This window comes from Bacillus sp. T33-2, from assembly GCF_002860205.1.
Lineage (GTDB): Bacteria > Bacillota > Bacilli > Bacillales > Cytobacillaceae > T33-2.
Window position 1 is genome coordinate 12,330 of the sequence record NZ_PGVB01000054.1, and the last position, 19,580, is coordinate 31,909.

Below are 19,580 nucleotides of genomic sequence, written 5' to 3' on the forward strand. Positions count from 1 at the left end.
ATTATTGGTTTGGTTTATAATGTCAACAACAAAAATAATTTAGAAATAAAACTGGTTAAATTGACCAAATAAAAGGCTAACAACTTTCCATATCACATCTTTTACACTTACTAAACATCCATGGCGAAACCTTCCAATAACCATGACTGAGGTTACCAATCGTATAGGTAAATTTTAATAATTCATTTGTATAATTCTAAATATTGATAATTCTATATACTTCATTATAATTAAAACTAATCTAACCTATACAGGAGGAAAGTAACATGACAACTATTGGCTGCGAGGGAATGTTTTATGCATTCAGCAAGGAGCATGAACCGGTTCAAAAGGTTTCATCGGGCTCAACTGTAACAATCGAAACGTATGATTGTTTCCAAAATCAAATCACTTCAAATGAAACGGTGGTAAGTGCGATCGATTGGAACAAAATTAATCCGGCAACCGGTCCAGTTTTTATTGAAAATGCCCAACCGGGAGACATTCTGTCGGTAAAGATTGAACAGATCGAGCTGGCAGACGAAGGCGTCATGGTCGTTGGTCCGGACCTAGGCGTAATGGGGCACCGTCTGGAAAAGATGGAAGCAAAAATGATACCAATTGAAAACGACAACGCCATTTTTAACGAAAAATTACATATACCGCTAAATCCGATGATTGGGGTAATCGGGGTTGCACCATCCGGTGAACCCGTTTCAAACGGGACACCAGGACCACATGGCGGAAACATGGATACAAAGCTGATCACCGAAGGTGCGACTCTCTATTTCCCGGTTTTCACGGAAGGGGCTCTTTTCGGACTCGGTGACCTCCACGCCGCCATGGGCGATGGTGAAGTCGGTGTTTCCGGAATTGAAATACCTGGGAAGGTAACTGTCAAATTGGAGGTCATAAAGGGGCATTCATTAAATAACCCTCTTTTGATTAATGCGGAAGGCATTGCTACGATTGTTTCTGCGGAAACTTTGGACGAGGCCGCAAAAACAGCAGTTGAAGAAATGATCGACCTGCTTCATCCATATACCGATTTGACACTCAGCCATTTGACGATGCTGATGAGCGCGGTCGGCCAGACACAAATCTCGCAAATTGTCGACCCACTGCTGACAGCCCGTTTCTTTGTGCCAAAATCGGTGCTCGAAGCCTATAACATCGAGCTTTTTGCATAAGGAGAAGTTTACTGGGTTCATATAGAACAAGGGGGAAAATATTAATGGCTCAGCTCAAAAAAAATCAGCTTTCATACGTAGAAGCAATGGCTATTTCCGTCGCCATTATGGCGCCAACTGCAGCGATGGCACTTAATACATCATTGACAGCAAGTATTGCAGGGGTTTCGGTTCCACTTATCTTTTTAACCGCGATGATTACAATTGGGCTCGTCGCGGTAACGTTTATCCAATTTAACAGGCAGTTTTCCCACAGTGGTTCCGTCTATTATTTTACCGGGAAATCGCTTGGCCCGAAAATGGGGTTCCTGTCAGGCTGGGCGCTGCTGCTTACCTATGTCATGTTTACAATTGCTTCAATCGCCGAAGTAGGGCTGTTTGCTGAAAGCTTCTTCTCCCTGGTCGGAATGGAAATCGACTGGTTCCCGGTTGCCCTTATAAGCACAGTTCTCATATTTATCTTCGCTTTCGCCGATGTAAAAATCGGGACGAGAGCACTGTTGATCCTGGAAGGCATCTCAATATTATTCATTTTAATCCTTGTTTTTGTTATTTTCGGCAAGGCTGACTTTAATTCTCATACATTCGTAAAGCCTTTTTCACCAGGCCAGAATACTGTTCCGGCCATAGCCCTTGCAACCGTGTTTGCTTTCCTGTCATTCGCCGGTTTTGAAGGGGCATCCAGCCTGGGCGAAGAAACGAAGAATCCAAAAAGGGCTATCCCCATTGCGATCATTTCCGCTGTTTTTTTAACAGGGACGTTCTATATTATTGTAAGTTTTGCTACGACGATCGGATTCGGCCTTGATGCTGAAGGAAACGGGAAGTTTGCAAGCTCCTCCTCTCCTCTAGGAGACCTTGCGAGCTCGTACATGTCAAGTGGATTTGCCGCTGCCATCATGTTCGGAGCATTGTTGTCGGCCTTTTCATGTGCCCTGGCAAGTGCAACTGCAGGATCAAGGATGCTGTTTTCGATGGGGCGAGATGGTTTCATCCATAATAAAATCGGCGAGGCTCATAAGAAATACCATTCACCATATATTGCATTGAGCATCATAATGGCCTTTTCCTTAGTTGCCCTGTTCCCTTTAAAAGGAATCGGCCTTGATGGCGGGACAATTTTCGGCTACTTGGGGACAATCGGTGTCCTGTCGCTTTTATTAACATATTTAGTGACAACGCTCGGCGGCATCCGATATTTTGTCAAAAACAGGATCTGGAAAGGCCCTATTCTGGTTCTTCCTGCACTTGCGGTGGTCGGCTTAGGTTATAGCCTGTATTCAAATGTATATCCAATCCCTGACGCACCGTTCAATTATTTCCCTTACATTGTAATTGGCTGGATCGTGCTTGGCGTTCTCATCACAGCCTTCAGTCCGGCTTTGGTCGCAAGGATTGCAGGCCGGCTCATGTCGGATGAATCAGAAACCGAAACAGAAAAAGAATTCTCTGCATAGAAATGGGGTCAAGGGATGTTATTATTATCTTTCGAACGGTTGGGAATGGCGAACAGGCAAAGCAATCATATTGAAGCCTATAAATGGATTCATTTCTTATTAAAAAACGGTGGCCAGGTGTTTCAGTCTAAGCATGAACTGAAGGTTATCACCGACCGTTTTCCGGAGGGCCACATCTATCCTGCCGGAACCATTTTCGCGGAATCACCAGATTTTACACCACCTTCAACCGTTCTAACAGAGGAAGCAGCGTGGAAGGACGAATATCTCCAGTCTGTCAAAAGACTGAGCCTGCCCAAAAGGATAGGGGTATACAACGGCCTTAATAGTGCCCCTTTCTGCTTCGACCCGTACAAAGCGGTTTTGGATTTATTCGGATTGGATTTTGAACAGCTTTCAGATGAACAAATAAGGGGAGGCATATTAGCTGACATCGATTTATTGATTGTTCCTGGAGGACCGGACGCCGGCGAATCCTACTATGCAGGGCTTGGCGACAAAGGGATGGAAGAAATCCGCCAGTATGTATGGACTGGCGGTAAATACCTGGGCTCCTGTGCAGGAGCTTACCTCCCTCTTACAGCTAAAATCGGGACACCGCAGACAAGGATGTGGCTGAATATCATTGATGCCACAGATTCCACAGGACTGGATTATTGGCGAACCGGTACAGGATTTGTCAGGGTAAAATTCAGTGAAGATGGACACCCCGCCGCTTACGGGCTTTCTTATGGCAGCCCGAGTACACTGGATGTTATATATTGGGAAGGGCCAGGCATCGAAACCACCGATGCCGAAAACGTAACGGTCCTGGCCACTTATGATGAGTTCCTGGCCTCCGGAAGCCAAAAACCGAACTGGCAGGTCGATGGAAACCAATGCGCCGTCGATTCACTGGAATGGAGCAATCCATTATCGCAACAGCGTTTCGATGCTTATCTGAAAGGGAAAGCCGCTGCAGTTGAAGCAACGGCAGGAAATGGAAAGCTTGTCCTCTTCTCCTTCCATCCAGAATTTGGCTCACCGGTTACAGGGGCATGGGAGCAAAGCCTGACACACCTTCTGATTTTAAACAGTATCTATCATCTTTGCTCAACCGATATAGAATGATAAAGACAAAATCCCCTTCCTGTTGATTGGAAGGGGATTTTGTTAATAGATTAGAATCAAGCTTTGATTGCTGTGATTGACAGCGCAGCAAATGTTAAAAGAAGTACGTTTCCTACAGAACGCAAAAAGGTTGCGCTGGCATTGATGGCCAAATTATTTTTCGAGCGCGTTCTGAATTTCTGTCCTCAATTCCTCAGCTGTGATCTCACGCGGGTATTGGTATTCTGTATTGTTAATGAAAACAGTCGGCACCATTTTTACATTTCTTTTGATCGCTTCCGCTGTCACCTTCAGGCTGATTTCTGTGTTTTCGGGTTCTTCCTGCAGCTGATATTTTTCAGCCAGCATATGTTTGATATCCTGATTGGTCAATTGATCCCATTGCTCCTGTGTTTCAAACAATTCCTTCATGATTTCCCTTGCACGGACTGGATTTTCATAGTCCAGGAACAGATTGACCAATGTTCCATTTAACAGCATCTCTCTTGGCTTATCATAATGTTTTACAATGTATTCCACCTGTCCACCCTTTATGTAGTCCTCCAATACCTTTTCTGCCATATCAAAAAAGCTGGCACAGTATGGGCATGTTAAATTTAGGAATACCTCAACTTTCACAGGCGCATTTTTTTCTCCATAGCTTAATAACGCATTTTCTACCGTCATCTGCCTACTCACATCCTAATATATTTTTATTTTTTAAATTTAAAATATAGATAATTTTCTTGTCAATCAAAACAACTTGATAATTCCGAGTAAACTGATTTGACTTTATCTTTTTATTATGGATAATATGTATATTAATATTATAAATTTTCTTTCAACTACCAGGGGGGAAACATGGTGAAAAAAGGTTTGGCTTTATTTTTAAGTATGTTGATGGTTTTGATTCTGGCCGCATGCGGTGGCAAGCAGGAAACCTCAAACGGTTCAGGCCAGGAGGGAAAAGGAAGTCCCGAATCTATCAAAATAGGGTTCCAAAAGGGAAATACTTTACATATTCTCAAATCCCGCGGCAATTTGGATAAAAAACTGAAGGAACAGAACATAAAAATTGAATGGGTGGAGTTTGCAACTGGCGGTGCGCTTTTGGAAGCGTTAAACACAAACAACATTGATTTTGGCCATGCAGCCGATGCAAACGCTGTATTTGCCCAGGCTTCCGGAATGCCATTGGTGTATGTTGCATCCGAAAGCCCAAATCCTGAGGGTCTGGCCATGATTGTTCAAAAAGACTCAGATATTAAAACAGTAGCTGACCTGAAAGGAAAGAAGATCGCAATCGGCAAGGGCTGGAATTCCCATTACTTATTGATGAAGGCTTTGCAGAAGGAAGGCTTGTCAACCCAGGATGTTGAATTCGCTTATGTGAAGGACGCGTCTGAAGGCCGTGCTGCATTTGAATCAAAACGTGTTGATGCACTTGGCTTCTGGGATCCATTCCTTGCAGTATTGGAAAAAGATATTAGTCCCAAAACCCTGATTAATGGGGATGGGTTCACGAACAACCGGACGTACTATTTTTCAACAGAAGAATTTTCAAAAAATCACAGCGATGTAGTGAAAACGATATTGGAAGAAGTGGATAAATCGGATGACTGGGCCAATGAAAATAAGAAAGAACTTGCCAAAATGCTATCAGACGCCCTTGGCATTCCAGTAGAAGCGTTGGAAAAAACCGTGAACCGCAGGACTTACGGGGTTCAGGAAATCACCGATTCTGTTGTAGCCGAACAGCAGGACATCGCGGATACCTTCCTAAAAGAAGGATTGATTGACAAGGAAATCTCGATTTCGGACATGGTTACCCTCAATCCAGAGTGGTTCCCTGAAAGTCTTGAGTAGGTGTGATCGATGAAACTAAAGAATAATAGATTCGAAGGGATACTGCCATGGATTCTCCCTGTGTCCCTTATCATTCTTTGGCAAGTTGCATCGACAAACGAATGGATCACATCCAGGCTGTTCCCTGCACCAACCGTCATTGTCCAAACTGCAATTGAACTTCTGTCATCAGGGACGCTTCTTCACCATCTGGGCATCAGCACGTACCGAGCGTTCGTCGGCCTGTTGATCGGTGGTGGATTGGGATTTATTCTCGGGTTGATCAATGGCTTGTCCCCGCTTGCCAGCAAGTTTTTTGACTCGACGATTCAAATGATCCGGAACGTTCCGCATCTGGCGTTAATTCCCCTTATCATTATCTGGCTCGGAATTGGGGAAACGGCCAAAATATTTTTAGTCTCACTTGGCGTCATCTTTCCGATTTATGTGAACACATATCACGGCATTCGGACAGTTGACCGCGGATTAATCGAGATGGGAAAAGTATATGGCCTCAGTTCATGGGAACTTTTCAAAAAAATAATTTTGCCAGGGGCTTTGCCGTCCATTTTTGTAGGGCTTAGATACGCCCTAGGTCTCATGTGGCTGACGCTGATTGTCGCAGAGACGATTGCTTCGGATTCCGGAATCGGCTATATGGCGATGAATGCAAGGGAATTCATGCAAACAGACGTCATTATTTTCAGTATCACGATATATGCTTTACTGGGCAAGCTGGCGGATGTCCTTGCCAAAGTAATCGAAGAGAAGACCTTAAAATGGCATCCGAGCTACGCTAAGCAGAAACAGGTTTGAGGTGGAATAAATGGAACAGCAAGAATCAGGCCTTCACGTACGAAATGTTTCCAAGAGCTTTGGGTCGGTTGAGGTACTGAAGAAGCTTGAATTGTCAGTGCACCAGAGCGAGTTCATTTCAATTGTAGGGCGAAGCGGCTGCGGGAAAAGTACCTTCCTTCGTTTACTGGCCGGCCTTGACCAGCCTACTACAGGGGAAATCATCTTGAATGACAAACAGATGCAGGGAATCAACCCGGAAGTCAGGGTAATGTTTCAAGAATCCAGGCTGTTGCCCTGGCTGACAGTCGTTGAAAATGTCGCGATCGGCTTAAATAACAACCGGGCCCTTACCCAGCCGGAAAGAACGAAACAGGCAACCGAGATGATCGAAAAGGTTGGTCTTAAAGGGCGGGAAAATGAATGGCCCCATGTGTTATCCGGAGGTCAAAAGCAACGGGTTTCCCTGGCCCGGGCCTTGATCAGCAGGCCGCAGCTTTTACTTCTCGACGAACCATTGGGCGCTCTCGATGCTTTTACAAGGCTCGAGATGCATCAGTTAATTTTAAGCCTGTGGGAAGAGCAGAAATTCACGGCGTTTCTTGTCACCCATGACGTATCCGAGGCCATTTCATTGGCAGATCGGGTTTTGTTGCTTGAAAGTGGCAATGTTGCACTTGACCAGAAAATCATATTAAAACGGCCACGGGAACGAGACGATCGCCTCGTTTCCGAATTAGAAAAAGAAGTAATTGATCGCGTCATGAAAGTACATTCATAACAACAGCCAGCCACTCCATGCAGTGGCTGGCTGTTATTCGTAATTTTTCATCATATAGGGGTCTGAACTTACTATTGAGATTCTTTACCACTGCCTGCAAAACCATCGCCCTTTGCTTCATCATATGCTTCCTTGTACAAGCTGCCAGTTTTTGGTGTAGATATTTGCGGGGAATTACTGTCATGTTGACGAGTTCGTTGCCCGAGCAACGCCAATATCTTCTGCATATCTTGTTGAAGTTTTTTTACATCTTTGGACAGATTTTGAACATCTCCTACAGTTGCCACTTTTTTAAGTGGTTTGAGAGTGGTTGAATAACGTCCGCTGCTTTCCAAGATGCACAATTCAACATCATCCAGGTTCGAAATCCCGCTCTGCCGGATGGCAACTTCCACTTCATCCGCCGTCAGCCTTGCTCTTTTGATTTCTTTCATCATCATTTTTCCGTCTTTTACCACTACAGATGGCGGGCCAATAATAAAGTTTCTGGCACGCGGGTATTTCTGCATGACCCAGGTGAATATGATGATTCCAATGATAAGCAGGGCACCCCCGTACAACGCTCCCCACTCTTTTTTCATCGCAAGCGGAGTAATGATCACAGTACCTACCGAAATGCGAAGCACCGTTTCGGCGACTGTCATTTCCATGAGGGAACGTTTACCCGCCAACCTAAGAAAAAATATGCCAGCTGAAACAATCAATAATGCTTTAAGGGGATAAGGTAAAGAAGGCAAATTGTCTAACCATTGTGTCATGTTATTTCATTCCTTTTATTGAACTAAAGAAGAATTCCTCTCCTAAAGTCCATTAGAACCCTTCTATTGGACAAAATGAAGAACTCCTCTGGAAAACGTCCATTAACTGTGCAATAAAACGTCATAAAAAGTCCAGGAAAATAAACTCCTTTTCAAATTCGTTTTATTATTAGCTTTTAAGGTGCTAACATACCACCATTTTCAGTATTGTTTTCCGGCTCAGAATGACTTATCATAAACTTACGATACAGTGAAAGGAGGTAGCAGAAATGTTTATGTCAGAAGTTGTCGACAAAGTGAAACGATTTATCGTATTCATGATGTCAATTTTTGGAACTTTGCTATTTAACAGGATACGTGTGTCCATTTTTAGCTCAGTTTCAAAACAACTTATCTGACGTAAAAAATTTCTTACCTCTGTAAAACGGTACAGACATGAGAGAGGTCCATCCTTTGCTCAAGCCACAGGTAAGTATTTTTACCTGTGGCTTTTTTTGCGTCAGGGCAACAGGAGGATATCGGAATGAAATCGAATTTAACGAAAAATATTCGATATATATACATCTATATTTTTGTAGCTCAACTGTTTTTCGACCGGGCCTTGTGGGTCATATACATGGGCGATTCAGGAATGACCATGACCCAAATCGGCATTTTGGAGGCACTTCTGCATTTAAGTGTAGTCCTGATTGAAATTCCAACCGGAATGATTGCTGATTTATATGGAAGAAAACAGAGCCTGTTAATTGGCAATATACTCAGTATTTGCTATGCGATTGTCATGTTAATCAGTGATTCGTTCTCCTTATTTGGAATGGCATTAATAATGCTTGGTATTGGAGTGACATTTCAATCAGGTGCCGAGGAAGCACTGGCATACGATACGCTGAAAGAAAAAAAGCAGGAACACCGCTACACCAAAGTGTTTGGAAACATGACTGCGTTAGCGTTATTATCATTAAGCCTGTCAAAATTGGCAGGGGGCTTGATGGCCGAAATCAGCTGGGAGCTTGTATATGGCGGGATCATCATCACCCATGTGCTGGCTCTTATCCCCATCTCTTTACTGCATGAACCAGAAAGAGAAAAAAGTTCAGAGACACAGCTTAATGTAAAAAGGAAGGTGGCACGGACATTGGATTGCAATTTATCCTGGATAAACCCGGAAAAAATCGGTTCATACAAGATAACAAGCTGCGATAATATGATAAACGATGCAACGACAGCCCAGTCCGGTGACCAAACTTTTCCATGATTAGCGTGGCAGGGAGTTTTAACACCATGATATTATTTCCGCTATTTGGCTATACGGTTGATGCCATCGGCTTCCAATACAGCTTCCTTTGTTTGTTTGTGTTACTGAGTGTTCTCTATGTGTTAGGGAGTGCAAAACGATGAAAATATAGTCAAAAGTGGAGTCTGATCCAGGCTCCACTTTTTTTGTAAAATATGCCGATCTTAAACCGAACGAGACTGTTTCTTCTTCCTTTGCTTGCCCTTGCAATACATAGGTTTTTCCGAAGGGCTCCACATATTCAGTTCAGCAGTGCCCTTAAGTAAAAAAAAGAAGCTGCCTCTAAGCAGCTTGGTCGAAATTATTCATTTCTTAGTCGACCAGTAACAATTGATCGATTTGTGTTTTTATAGGGTGCGGGGACATCCCTGCCATCACCATTTCGGATTTCATCTTCATTTGTCGTTATATCTACTTGTGCAGCAACCTTTGGATTGCCAAGAGCAGCTACATCTGGATTTCGGCCACTGACTTTTTGAATCTTTTTATTCTCCACGCTTCATCACCTCCACTGTTGTTAATGTGACACATCATGTTGATTTTAATTCACTCATATTACGTCCGTTACTTCGTAAGCATCTTCAAACAAAAAAGCCGCCTGTATTGGCAGCAATTCTATATCAATTTAGCTGAAATTAGTTTAATAAGCCTCTTTGATCAAGTGATGTAGTTTATTAGTTAGTTTTTCTTTTAATTCTAAATGCATCTCATTTGTATATTGATATTTATGATCTCAGCACTTTTCAGCTGAATATTGCCAAACTGGCATATGTATTCTTTCATAATGCTGTAAGACTCACGCTCCTGCTGTATAATTCGCCCCTTTTCTCGCTCTCAGGAATCGGACTAAGTTCAAGACAATTGTTTTTGACACAGCATAGGTCGGAACTGCCAAGACCATTCCAAGTACGCCTGCCAGATTGCCTGCAGCCAATAAAATAATAATGATTGTTGCCGGATGCGTATCCAGTGTTTTGCCCAATATCATCGGTGACAGTAAATTCCCTTCAATTTGCTGGGCGACCAGGATGACAACGATTACTAATAAAGCTTTTCCCGGTGAATCAAATAAAGCGACAAGCACAGCTGGTGCACCGCCAATAATTGGCCCTACATATGGGATAATGTTGGTGAAGGCCACGATAAGGGCCATAATCAAGGCATAGCGTAGATCGATCAATAAATATCCGATAAACGCCAAGGTTCCGACAGCCAGCGCCACCATCACCTGCCCCTGGATATATGCTGATAATGTCTCCCCTGTTTCTTTCAAAATTTTCAGGCCCTCATCTCTGTAACCGGCCGGAATAAACTTTGATACTGCTTTCGGGAATTTTTCACCATCCTTAAACATGTAAAACAATAAAAATGGAACGGTAACAAGGATTATTGCAATATTGGTGACAATGCCGAAAACACTCTTCAGTCCATTCGTCAATTTGTTAGGCAGTGTATTTGCATACTCCATTAACCTTTGTTGCACCGTATCAACCATGTCACTCTGTTCGTCGATAAAAGCTTTAAATTCTGAAGATTTAACCACATCGTTAAAAAAATCAATGGTCTTGTCGGCAAAGACTGGCAGATCTTCGGCTAGCTCCCCTGCCTGTTGTGATACTGCTGGACCCAGGCTGCCGATCCCCAAGACAAGCACACCGGCAAACAAAACATATATAACCAGTATCGCTGCTACCCTGGGCAGCTTCTTGCGTTCCAGAAAGTTCACCACCGGATTCAAAAGGAAATATAAGAAACCGGTTATCAGGATTGGAAAGAAAACCGTTGAGAAAAAGACTCCGATAGGCCTAAAAACAAATGAGATTTTTGTAGAAACCAAAACAATCGTTAAAATAAGCAAAGTTTGAATCAGCCAAAATTGCAGTTTAGACTTAGACAAAGCAGGCACCTCTACCCTCTTATCAGATGTTAAAAATATAACAAAGTTTTGGATAATTACACAATATTAACGAGGGATTGATTGAATTAAATTTAAAGTAAAGTTTCCTGCACAACAATGAGCGTTATTATTACATTCAGGACGATGGTGCTGGTAACACCGAACGGTCTCGAAAATAGAAGACTCCCTCCAATGTAATCAGGACAATGAGGGAATAAACCACTCATAGCCAGCCAAGGTCAAGACTGGATTATTTTTTACGTTTCATATATCTACAGTCCATTTCTCCTTGCTTACAGAATCGATTAATAATTCAGTTTCTCTACCCTAGCATTTCATTCAGATGACCTGAAAGTTTTTGAATCCCCATCCATCTAGCAGGAATTAACATTCTTGTTTAAATTGCTCTCCATCAGTCAGATTCAATGGTTGTATGAAAAGCGATAGCAACTCTTCATGAACTCATTCCATTCCCAATTTATTTAATAAGAGATTTAAGCATAAAAGCTTGAAATAATATTTCATTTTGGTCGGACAGACACGCTCCTTCTTGGACTGGTTGAGTTATAAGATTATTTTTTAAGAAAATAGGCACTTGTACCGTTACAGTACCCACTTATGCTTCATATTTTGTTGTGAAAGGATTCAAAGTATCAGTGGATTCACTAGATACAACAGTTTTCTTTTTTTTAGGATTGTTCTTTGTCCCTTTCGTCTTTCTAGAACTAAATAATTTTAACGGAGGTTATGCTAAATGAATGATTTCCACAACCAACTACAAATGTTGAATGTTGGCGATTTCTATGCGAACGAGGCAGTTCCTTGGGACCAAAACCAGTATTATAATGATCAGTCTCGGCAATGCGGTGGCTGTTTTGGAGGTTTTGGAGGTTTTGGTTTTGGCGGATGTTTTGGTTTTGGTTTTGGTGGATGTTTCGGTTTTGGTTTTGGTGGATGTTTTGGCTTCCGTTGTGGTGGTTGCTTCAGATGCCATCGATGCGGTCGATGCGGTTGGTGAAGTGAATAAATTTAGTTTTTCTAAGGAAACCCTGATTGCTTAATGGCAAGGGATGCCCCTGCACAAGTTACTGCAGGGGTTTTCTTTTTACGCTAAGACATAAGAGACAAATTGAAGGACATAGGATGATTATAGACGTGATGGTGGAGAATTTGAGAATATATCACGTGAGGAGGAGCGGAATGACGAATTTGACCCCTTCTATGCGTTTGAAATTGAAAAGGGATACATTTTTTCTCCCTGATCCAAATAGCGGTGTGTATTTTCGAAACAACTTAAGCTCGTTCCGTATGGAAGGCAGTTCGATTGATAAGTGGGTTGAGAAGCTCATGCCAATGTTCAACGGGGAGTACACACTGGCACAGCTGACAGATGGTTTGCCTGGGCCCTACCGGGATCGGGTGTATGAAATTGCAGGTGTACTGTATCGAAACGGGTTTGTTCAGGATATGAGCCAAGACCGTCCGCACCACTTGTCTGAGCAGATTCTTAAGAGACATGCTTCTCAAATTGAATTTTTGGAGAGTTTCGGAGGTTCGGCTGCGTATCGTTTTCAAACCTATCGTCATGCTAAAGTGTTAGCAGTTGGCTCGGGTTCTTTCTTGGTTTCTTTGGTTGCTGCGTTAATTGAATCCGGATTACCTAAGTTTCATATTCTTATCACGGACTCGGTATCGACCAGTAGGCGGCGGGTTTCGGACCTCATGGCTTATGCGAGCGAAACAGATCCAGAGGCAGCGGTGGAAGAGATCATTCTGGAGAATCATCGGGAAAGCTCTTGGGAAGAGATTGTGCAGCCGTTTGATGCGATATTATATGTGTCTCAGGAAGGAGAAATAGAGGAACTGCGAGTTCTGCATTCGGTTTGCAGGAAAGAAAAAAAGATATTTCTCCCCGCAATTTGCCTTCAACAGGTTGGTCTGGCAGGTCCACTGGTACATCCTGACTTCGAGGGCTGCTGGGAGTCTGCATGGCGCCGCATACATGAGACCACTATTTATGGCGTACAACAATTAACATCCCACTCGTCCATAGCGGGAGCAATGATGTCCAATGTAATTGTGTTTGAATTTTTCAAACACGCTACTAAAACAGGAAACGAAGTGGATCAGAAGAATAAATTCTTTCTGCTTGATTTGGAGACGATGGAGGGAAATTGGCATTCTTTTTTGCCCCATCCATTGGTGGCTGGGGATGCGTATGCCAAATGGGTTGAAGATTTCGATTTGCGTTTGGAACAGGAAGTTGGGAGTAATGATTCAAACCAATTGTTTCTGTTCTTCAGCCAGCTAACATCGTCGACGTCAGGCATTTTCCATATTTGGGAGGAGGGAGACCTGAAACAGCTTCCGTTGGCACAGTGCCGTGTTCAGGCAGTCGATCCATTGGCGGAGGGACCGGCTGATTTGTTGCCGGATATTGTCTGTTCGGGTTTAACTCATGAAGAGGCGCGTATGGAAGCTGCCTTTGCCGGGATTGAAGCGTATGTATCGCGATTGGGCGGCCTGCCCGTTAAGAATCTGCCTTCAGTTCACATAGTAGAAGGTATCATGGTACAACCGAAGGAGCTTGTTGGTGTCGGCTCCGGGGTTACGTTTGCTGAAGCAATTTGCCGCGGGTTGCAAAGGTGCTTAGATGATGGGCTGAAAAAGCAACAGGCCAACCAGAAGAACTCTATCTCGCTCGTGCAGTTGAATGCCATAGAAGATGAACGTTGCCTCTTTTATTTGCAGGCTCTCACTACTATGCAGGGGGCACCGATGATTGGCTTAGGAGATGAAGTGTGTGGTCTCCCTGTCGTATGGATAGGTACAAATTACGGATGGTACAGCAGTGCAGGCTTGAATATAACATTGGCATTGCGGAAAGCGTTACAACAGGCGCTTTTGAAGGCACAAAACCAGGCAGAAGCCCACACGATGCATGAGTTGGAGGTCTCGACAGTTCATTTGGCAGTCAAGGAACCGGCAAGCGTAGTAATCCCCGTATGTGAAGATACGGCGCATACCAAGATATTACAATCCGCATTGGACACTTTGAAACGGAACGGTAAGCGGCTATTCGTCTTCGAACACCAATTGGAACCATCTATTAAACAGGAACTGGCAGGGGCTTTCAGTGTGTTGTTACGAGAGGAGGAGACCGGGTGAGTACAGTCGTGGATGTTGTCGGCGAAGGGGTATTGGTGGACCTCGTTTGCACAAAATTGTCCAACCAATACCGGGTAGTTCGCCATGCTGATTTCGAGGCCGGAGTATCTGAAGCGACGGATTTGGTTCTGGTTTTGCAAGATGCCTGGAATCCCTCATTACATCTAAAAGCAGAACAGGTGTTACGACATACCGGCATCCCATGGCTGCGAGGCTTCGTCTCCTTTGGCGAGGGCGTGGTCGGGCCTTTGGTTAACGTTAGTAGGCCGGGGTGCTCCCAGTGTGCGGACATGCGTCGTCTCATGGCAGGTCGTGAGCGCAAAGAAATGTGGGAGATACAACACAATCTTGCTGTGAATGGTGGAATTTCACATGATGCTTGGGCATCTAGAACGGGACTATTACAGATGGCTTATCTGCTTGAATCGGAAGTCCAAAGAATATTGGACCGTGGTCAGGCTTACTCGAAAGAAAGGGTCTGTTTAATCAATCTCAAAACATTGAAAAGTTCATGGCATTCTTTTCTCCCGGACCCGTTGTGTCCGGTTTGTAGTGAATTGCCCGATGATTCAGCTGAAGCAGCACGAATTAAATTGCAACCAAGCCCGAAGACCAGCATCGATAGCTACCGCTGCAGGACGATGGACGATCTGAGTGAAGTTCTAATCAAAGACTATCTAGATAACCGGACTGGTTTGTTAAACTGGAAAATGTACGACATGGTGCCGCCATTTGCCGATGTAAGTGTTAATCTTCCTTTGTTGATGGGGGATGAGGGAGCAGCAGGACGGACTCATTCATACTCAGTAAGTGAGTCGACTGCCATCCTGGAGGGTTTGGAGAGGTACTGCGGTCTGTCTCCCCGCGGCAAACGGACAGTAGTCCATGACAGTTATCGCAATGTGAAAGATCAAGCGCTCAATCCTAAAAAGGTAGGAGTACACGCAAAGGAACAGTATGAACAGCCTGGTTTTCCGTTCAAACCATTTAATCCTGATCAATCGATCAATTGGGTATGGGGTTACTCGTTTTTGCAGGAGCGTCCTATTCTGGTTCCCGAGTTGCTTGCCTATTACAGTCTGGGCTGCGGCCAGGGATTTGTCTATGAAACTTCCAATGGATGCGCGTTAGGCGGAAGTTTGGAGGAGGCCATTTTCCATGGTATTTTGGAAGTGGTGGAGCGGGATTCGTTCCTCATGACTTGGTACGCGCAACTGACCCTTCCACCTCTTGGCGTTAATTCCGCTAATGACCAAGAATTGCAGTTGATGGTCGACCGTATTCGGGAGGTGGGAGGCTATGACCTTTATATGTTTAACTCTACGATGGAGAACGGAATTCCAAGCATTTTGACATTGGCGAAAAACAGGAAGCAAAAAGGATTGAATATCATCTGTGCAGCCGGAGCTCATCTTGACCCGGTCCGGGCAGTGAAAAGCGCGGTTCATGAGTTGGCGGCGATGATGATGACACTCGACGAGAAATTTGAGGCGAACGAGCAGGAGTATGTGCGTATGTTTCATGATTCTTCCCTGGTGAAAAAAATGGATGATCATGGCATGCTGTACGGTTTGCGGCAATCTGAAGAGCGCCTCCAGTTCTTGCTAAGCAATAATCGGCCGATGCAAACGTTTGAGAATGAATTCAAGTTGAAGACGAGGCACACAGACCTGACCGATGACCTGAAGGACATTCTTGAGAAGTTTCGCCGGTTGAACCTTGATGTGATAGTGGTGAATCAGACGACACCAGAAACCATACGAAACGGGCTGCATTGTGTGAAAGTGCTGATTCCAGGAATGTTGCCGATGACATTTGGCCATCACCTAACCCGCTTAACCGGACTGGACAGGGTGTTGAATGTACCGAATGAACTGGGATATACGGACCAACCGCTGACAGTTGAACAGCTTAATCCGCATCCGCATCCGTTTCCATAAGGAATGACTGGGAGGTGAGGAGGATGAACCTAGAGGCGTTTCTGCACAATCTGCATTTCGATATTGAAAAAATATACCCACCGGAATGGGAAGTGGATTGGGACGATGCACCGCTTGCTTATAAGCTCTATCGCGGCTTGCCTGTGGTTCCATTATCTTTGGAAATACCACTGACGCTTGAAGGATGGGAAACACCAGCAAAGCCCGATACTCGCAAAATCGGTGCTTTTCTATGGTATGTTTTCGGTCTTACTCAATTGTCACAGTCAGTCTTCACCTTGGATAACTCAGAAACTACGACGGACCTGATACAGTCCTATCGGCGCTTTGTTCCTTCAGGTGGGGCGTTGTATCCGAATGAATTGTATGTGTATCTCAAGCTGGAGGATTTGCCTGCTGGGGTGTACCATTATGATGTCGCACACCACCACCTGGTGTTGCTGCGAGAAGGCAATTTCGATTCATATATAACCCGGGCTCTTGGAAACCGCTGTGATTTATCATCTGTTTTTGGCACTGTTTTTGTATCGACAATGTTTTGGAAAAATTTCTTCAAATACAATAACTTTGCCTACCGTCTTCAAGGGTTGGATGCAGGTGTGCTCATTGGACAGTTGCTGGAAGTAGCCAAACGTTTTGGATTCGCATCTGGGGTATACTTTCAATTTCTTGATCAAGCCATCAATCATCTGCTGGGGCTATCCGCGCAGGAAGAGAGCATATATGCAGTTATCCCGCTATCGGTTGAACCTACTGTCTGGTCAACTAGCGGGAGTGACACAGATTTTATTCTCAGTTCAAAGGAATTGTCAATACAGTTGACAGCTATTGAGACTGATCAATACGTACGGTCACAGAGGGTCAAAGAGTTTCCGATGCTAACCAAGATAAATGAAGCATCCATGCTGGAATCAACCCGGGAGTTTCGGCATTTTAAAGCACAGCAAAGTATGAATGATGAGGGTGAAGCGGTAGCTCTGCCTCATGTGAAACGGGTGCCCTATGATTTGGCATCCGCCTGCCGGCAGCGATATTCTCCGGGGATGGATTTCGTTTTGGGAAAGATTAGTCAACCGCAGCTCGCCGCATTACTTCAGGAGGCGACGGATTCCTACACGTATCGAAACGATTTGGATCAACCACATAAGAAGCACGAGTCCCGTGTCTCACTGTATGGCTGTTTGTATAATGTTGAAGGCATTCGGGATGGTGCTTATTACTATGACAGCCCTAATCATGCGTTACGGCAAGTACATCCCGGAGATCATCGACTCCAGTTGCAATATGGAATGTCTCTAGATAATGTGAATTTGTGCCAAGTGCCGCTCTGCCTGCATGTGGCAGGGGCCAAGGATCACTTGACAACGGCACTCGGGTACAGAGGATACCGTATCCAACAAATGGAAGCAGGTATGCTCGTGCAACGCTTACTGTTAGCAGCGTCAGCCATTGGGCTGGGGGGACATCCACTCCTCGGGTATGATGTAAGCTTGTGTGATGAAATTTACAAGATGGATCCAAAAGGAAAAACCAGCCTGATCCAAATCCCGATCGGTCCATATCGGCATCGCCCTTGGCTGAGGGGAAGTTTGCATTGCTAAGTAAAAAAATGAACTGTGAAGAATAAATATAAGAGGTCACTCTTGAAAAAGGTGACCTCTCTTATACGTGTTGCGGTCAAGTTTTGACCGATAGACCAAACTCCTTCAATAGTTATATATCTCAGCTGCTCCAAGAAATATTTTTGCAGATAGCTTTTGAATGTTTCAATCACTTTTAGATAGTGCACTTCTCCACGCCTACCCTGATTACCCCTTGTTGAAAAAGTGTTACTGGATTTAACCCGCTCTTTATTAATCTAATTCCGTCCATAGTGCTGTAAGAGCCACCAGTTGGCAGCCCTGATCTTCAAATAAAAGCACCTTTGGATTATACTTCTCCATCAGCTCAATACACTTTTGACGTAAATAAAAGTCCCTTGTTCAAAAAAGATAACCAAAATTATATTAACGTATATAAATCAGTTGAATACACTTGAAAATGTATCTTTGTTAGACATTTTCCTTAGTGCCAATAATGATATAGAACCTCATTATCACCAAAATGCAGCACAGCTAGTCTATTGTATTTCTGGTGCTGTGACTGTCTCCGTGTTAAACCCGTTTACAAACCAAATTCTCAGTTACTATATTACACCTGGACAGGTGGCAAACGTTCCACATGGTTGGTGGCATTATGAACTAGCTGCTGTTGATAACACTCATCTTTTGGCGATTTTTAATGCACCGACTCCACAAGTAATTTTGGGTTCTAACAACTTAAAATTTACGCCTCCAAATATCATGTCGTATACCTATTGTATGAATGAAAATCAATGGAAACAAATAACTGCATCAGTTCAACCGAACACCTATATAGGGCCCTACCGGGATTGTAATAAAGGAACAGAAAGTATTACCCATCAATATTTAAACCCACATCTGCAATATAACCAACAAATTCCTTACAATAACCAGAACCAACAATACAGTAGATAAAAGGATGATTCATTAGTTGCATGGCGAGTCCATGCTTTTTTGTGTCATCTCGTAAAAAGCCGATTAAATAAACGGCTTTTTCTAACTCTTCCTTCTATAGTCATCCCAAGTTTTATCATACGTTCATTCCCCGATCAAGTAGTAAACCCTATAATCCAAATTGTAAGTACGGTGATAATTGCAGGTGTACACCGAATTGCCAATTGGGTTTCTAAAACGGCAATATTATGCTTCAAGTCACAAACACAAAAAAAATCCACCATCTTATGATTGGTGGAGACAGTGGGACGTGCTATTCCATGCTTTCGTCATGGCACTGACTATATCTTATTTCACATAAGTTGGTGGATTTTTTATTTGTCTTTTTCACCAATCAAATAGCAATTATCATCTACTCATAAAATTTTTAGTTTATTATTCTGTAATGAAATGTTCAGACCTAGTGAATTGAGTGGAATATATTTTCATCTTAAACTAGGTTGGATGCCGGGTGCCGTATCCTATATTGGCACGCGGAGTATTGGTGGAGACGGTGGGAGTCGAACCCACGTGATCAAAGGATGTTGTAACAGCAGTGTTTATAAGCCTTTTTAGTAGATATTAAGAATTTTTAACTACAACTTTAACTACGACCAAATAAAAGATACGTTGCGGGGGCAAGGTTATACAAAGTACTAAATTCTGCTTTACTGTAATTTCTTTCATTTTGACCTTGTAATATAATATATTAGTCTCGAGAAAATAGTTATTGGCTAATATTTCATAAAAGTCTGAAGGATATTTATTATCTATATAAGTTGAACTAAAGATTTTCCTGAATTACATTTGATTCCATCCTTATACACAGTCG

Annotated in this window: 16 protein-coding genes and 1 pseudogene; 13 read left to right on the forward strand and 4 right to left on the reverse strand. The window is 43.5% G+C overall.

All coding sequences use genetic code 11. The annotated features are described in order from the left end of the window. Nucleotides 1-266 precede the first annotated feature (266 nt). From CVD19_RS23290 to CVD19_RS23300, 3 genes are read left to right on the forward strand one after another with little or no spacing between them, the layout of a single operon-like run. Nucleotides 267-1,169, forward strand: a complete 903-nt coding sequence (locus CVD19_RS23290) for an acetamidase/formamidase family protein (protein ID WP_101585571.1) — start codon at nucleotides 267-269, stop codon at nucleotides 1,167-1,169. A gap of 44 nt (nucleotides 1,170-1,213) precedes the next feature. Next, the gene (locus CVD19_RS23295; protein ID WP_101585572.1) at nucleotides 1,214-2,626 is read left to right on the forward strand and encodes an APC family permease; all 1,413 of its coding nucleotides are present in this window, start codon (nucleotides 1,214-1,216) and stop codon (nucleotides 2,624-2,626) included. Nucleotides 2,627-2,641: 15 nt separating this feature from the next. Next, complete coding sequence (locus CVD19_RS23300; RefSeq protein ID WP_101585573.1) at nucleotides 2,642-3,736, forward strand: BPL-N domain-containing protein; 1,095 nt, start codon at nucleotides 2,642-2,644, stop codon at nucleotides 3,734-3,736. Between the two features lie 153 nt (nucleotides 3,737-3,889). Here the strand turns inward: CVD19_RS23300 and CVD19_RS23305 are convergent, their stop codons facing one another. Next, nucleotides 3,890-4,402: a thioredoxin domain-containing protein gene (locus CVD19_RS23305; protein ID WP_101585574.1), complete on the reverse strand. Its 513-nt coding sequence runs from the start codon at nucleotides 4,400-4,402 to the stop codon at nucleotides 3,890-3,892. 177 nt (nucleotides 4,403-4,579) lie between these two features. Here CVD19_RS23305 and CVD19_RS23310 point away from each other — a divergent pair, with 177 nt between their 5' ends. From CVD19_RS23310 to CVD19_RS23320, 3 genes are read left to right on the forward strand one after another with little or no spacing between them, the layout of a single operon-like run. After that, nucleotides 4,580-5,581 (forward strand): sulfonate ABC transporter substrate-binding protein, encoded by a 1,002-nt coding sequence (locus CVD19_RS23310; protein WP_180953768.1) that lies wholly within the window; start codon nucleotides 4,580-4,582, stop codon nucleotides 5,579-5,581. 9 nt (nucleotides 5,582-5,590) lie between these two features. Beyond that, nucleotides 5,591-6,376 carry an aliphatic sulfonate ABC transporter permease SsuC gene (gene ssuC / locus CVD19_RS23315; RefSeq protein ID WP_101585576.1) on the forward strand — a complete coding sequence of 262 codons (786 nt, stop codon included), beginning with the start codon at nucleotides 5,591-5,593 and terminating at the stop codon, nucleotides 6,374-6,376. 10 nt (nucleotides 6,377-6,386) lie between these two features. Beyond that, nucleotides 6,387-7,136, forward strand: a complete 750-nt coding sequence (locus CVD19_RS23320; protein ID WP_101585577.1) for an ABC transporter ATP-binding protein — start codon at nucleotides 6,387-6,389, stop codon at nucleotides 7,134-7,136. Between the two features lie 71 nt (nucleotides 7,137-7,207). Here CVD19_RS23320 and CVD19_RS23325 read toward each other — a convergent pair whose 3' ends face one another. Further along, nucleotides 7,208-7,894, reverse strand: a complete 687-nt coding sequence (locus CVD19_RS23325) for a DUF421 domain-containing protein (protein ID WP_101585578.1) — start codon at nucleotides 7,892-7,894, stop codon at nucleotides 7,208-7,210. A gap of 269 nt (nucleotides 7,895-8,163) precedes the next feature. Between CVD19_RS23325 and CVD19_RS25665 the strand changes: the two genes are divergently transcribed. Both CVD19_RS25665 and CVD19_RS23330 read left to right on the forward strand, forming a co-directional pair. After that, nucleotides 8,164-8,292, forward strand: coding sequence for a hypothetical protein (locus CVD19_RS25665; protein ID WP_257985268.1), 129 nt, complete (start codon nucleotides 8,164-8,166; stop codon nucleotides 8,290-8,292). 125 nt (nucleotides 8,293-8,417) lie between these two features. Then, entirely contained in the window at nucleotides 8,418-9,149 is a 732-nt protein-coding gene (locus CVD19_RS23330; RefSeq protein WP_101585579.1) for an MFS transporter, read from the forward strand. Nucleotides 9,150-9,489: 340 nt separating this feature from the next. On the opposite strand, the gene CVD19_RS23335 is transcribed toward CVD19_RS23330, so the two are convergent. Next, nucleotides 9,490-9,684 carry a hypothetical protein gene (locus CVD19_RS23335; protein ID WP_101585580.1) on the reverse strand — a complete coding sequence of 65 codons (195 nt, stop codon included), beginning with the start codon at nucleotides 9,682-9,684 and terminating at the stop codon, nucleotides 9,490-9,492. Between the two features lie 300 nt (nucleotides 9,685-9,984). Further along, entirely contained in the window at nucleotides 9,985-11,085 is a 1,101-nt protein-coding gene (locus CVD19_RS23340) for an AI-2E family transporter (RefSeq protein ID WP_101585585.1), read from the reverse strand. Between the two features lie 781 nt (nucleotides 11,086-11,866). Here CVD19_RS23340 and CVD19_RS23345 point away from each other — a divergent pair. The 5 genes and pseudogenes from CVD19_RS23345 to CVD19_RS23370 all read left to right on the forward strand — a co-directional run bounded on the left by CVD19_RS23345 (nucleotide 11,867) and on the right by CVD19_RS23370 (nucleotide 18,730). Continuing rightward, the gene (locus CVD19_RS23345) at nucleotides 11,867-12,103 is read left to right on the forward strand and encodes a heterocycloanthracin/sonorensin family bacteriocin (RefSeq protein WP_257985269.1); all 237 of its coding nucleotides are present in this window, start codon (nucleotides 11,867-11,869) and stop codon (nucleotides 12,101-12,103) included. A gap of 182 nt (nucleotides 12,104-12,285) precedes the next feature. Beyond that, nucleotides 12,286-14,253: a putative thiazole-containing bacteriocin maturation protein gene (locus tag CVD19_RS23350; protein ID WP_101585582.1), complete on the forward strand. Its 1,968-nt coding sequence runs from the start codon at nucleotides 12,286-12,288 to the stop codon at nucleotides 14,251-14,253. Next, nucleotides 14,250-16,193, forward strand: coding sequence for a TOMM precursor leader peptide-binding protein (locus tag CVD19_RS23355; RefSeq protein WP_101585583.1), 1,944 nt, complete (start codon nucleotides 14,250-14,252; stop codon nucleotides 16,191-16,193). Before CVD19_RS23350 ends, CVD19_RS23355 begins: the two co-directional genes overlap by 4 nt. Nucleotides 16,194-16,216: 23 nt before the next feature. After that, the gene (locus CVD19_RS23360; RefSeq protein WP_101585584.1) at nucleotides 16,217-17,794 is read left to right on the forward strand and encodes a SagB family peptide dehydrogenase; all 1,578 of its coding nucleotides are present in this window, start codon (nucleotides 16,217-16,219) and stop codon (nucleotides 17,792-17,794) included. Nucleotides 17,795-18,105: 311 nt separating this feature from the next. After that, nucleotides 18,106-18,730: pseudogene (locus CVD19_RS23370) on the forward strand (cupin domain-containing protein). Nucleotides 18,731-19,580: the final 850 nt, after the last annotated feature.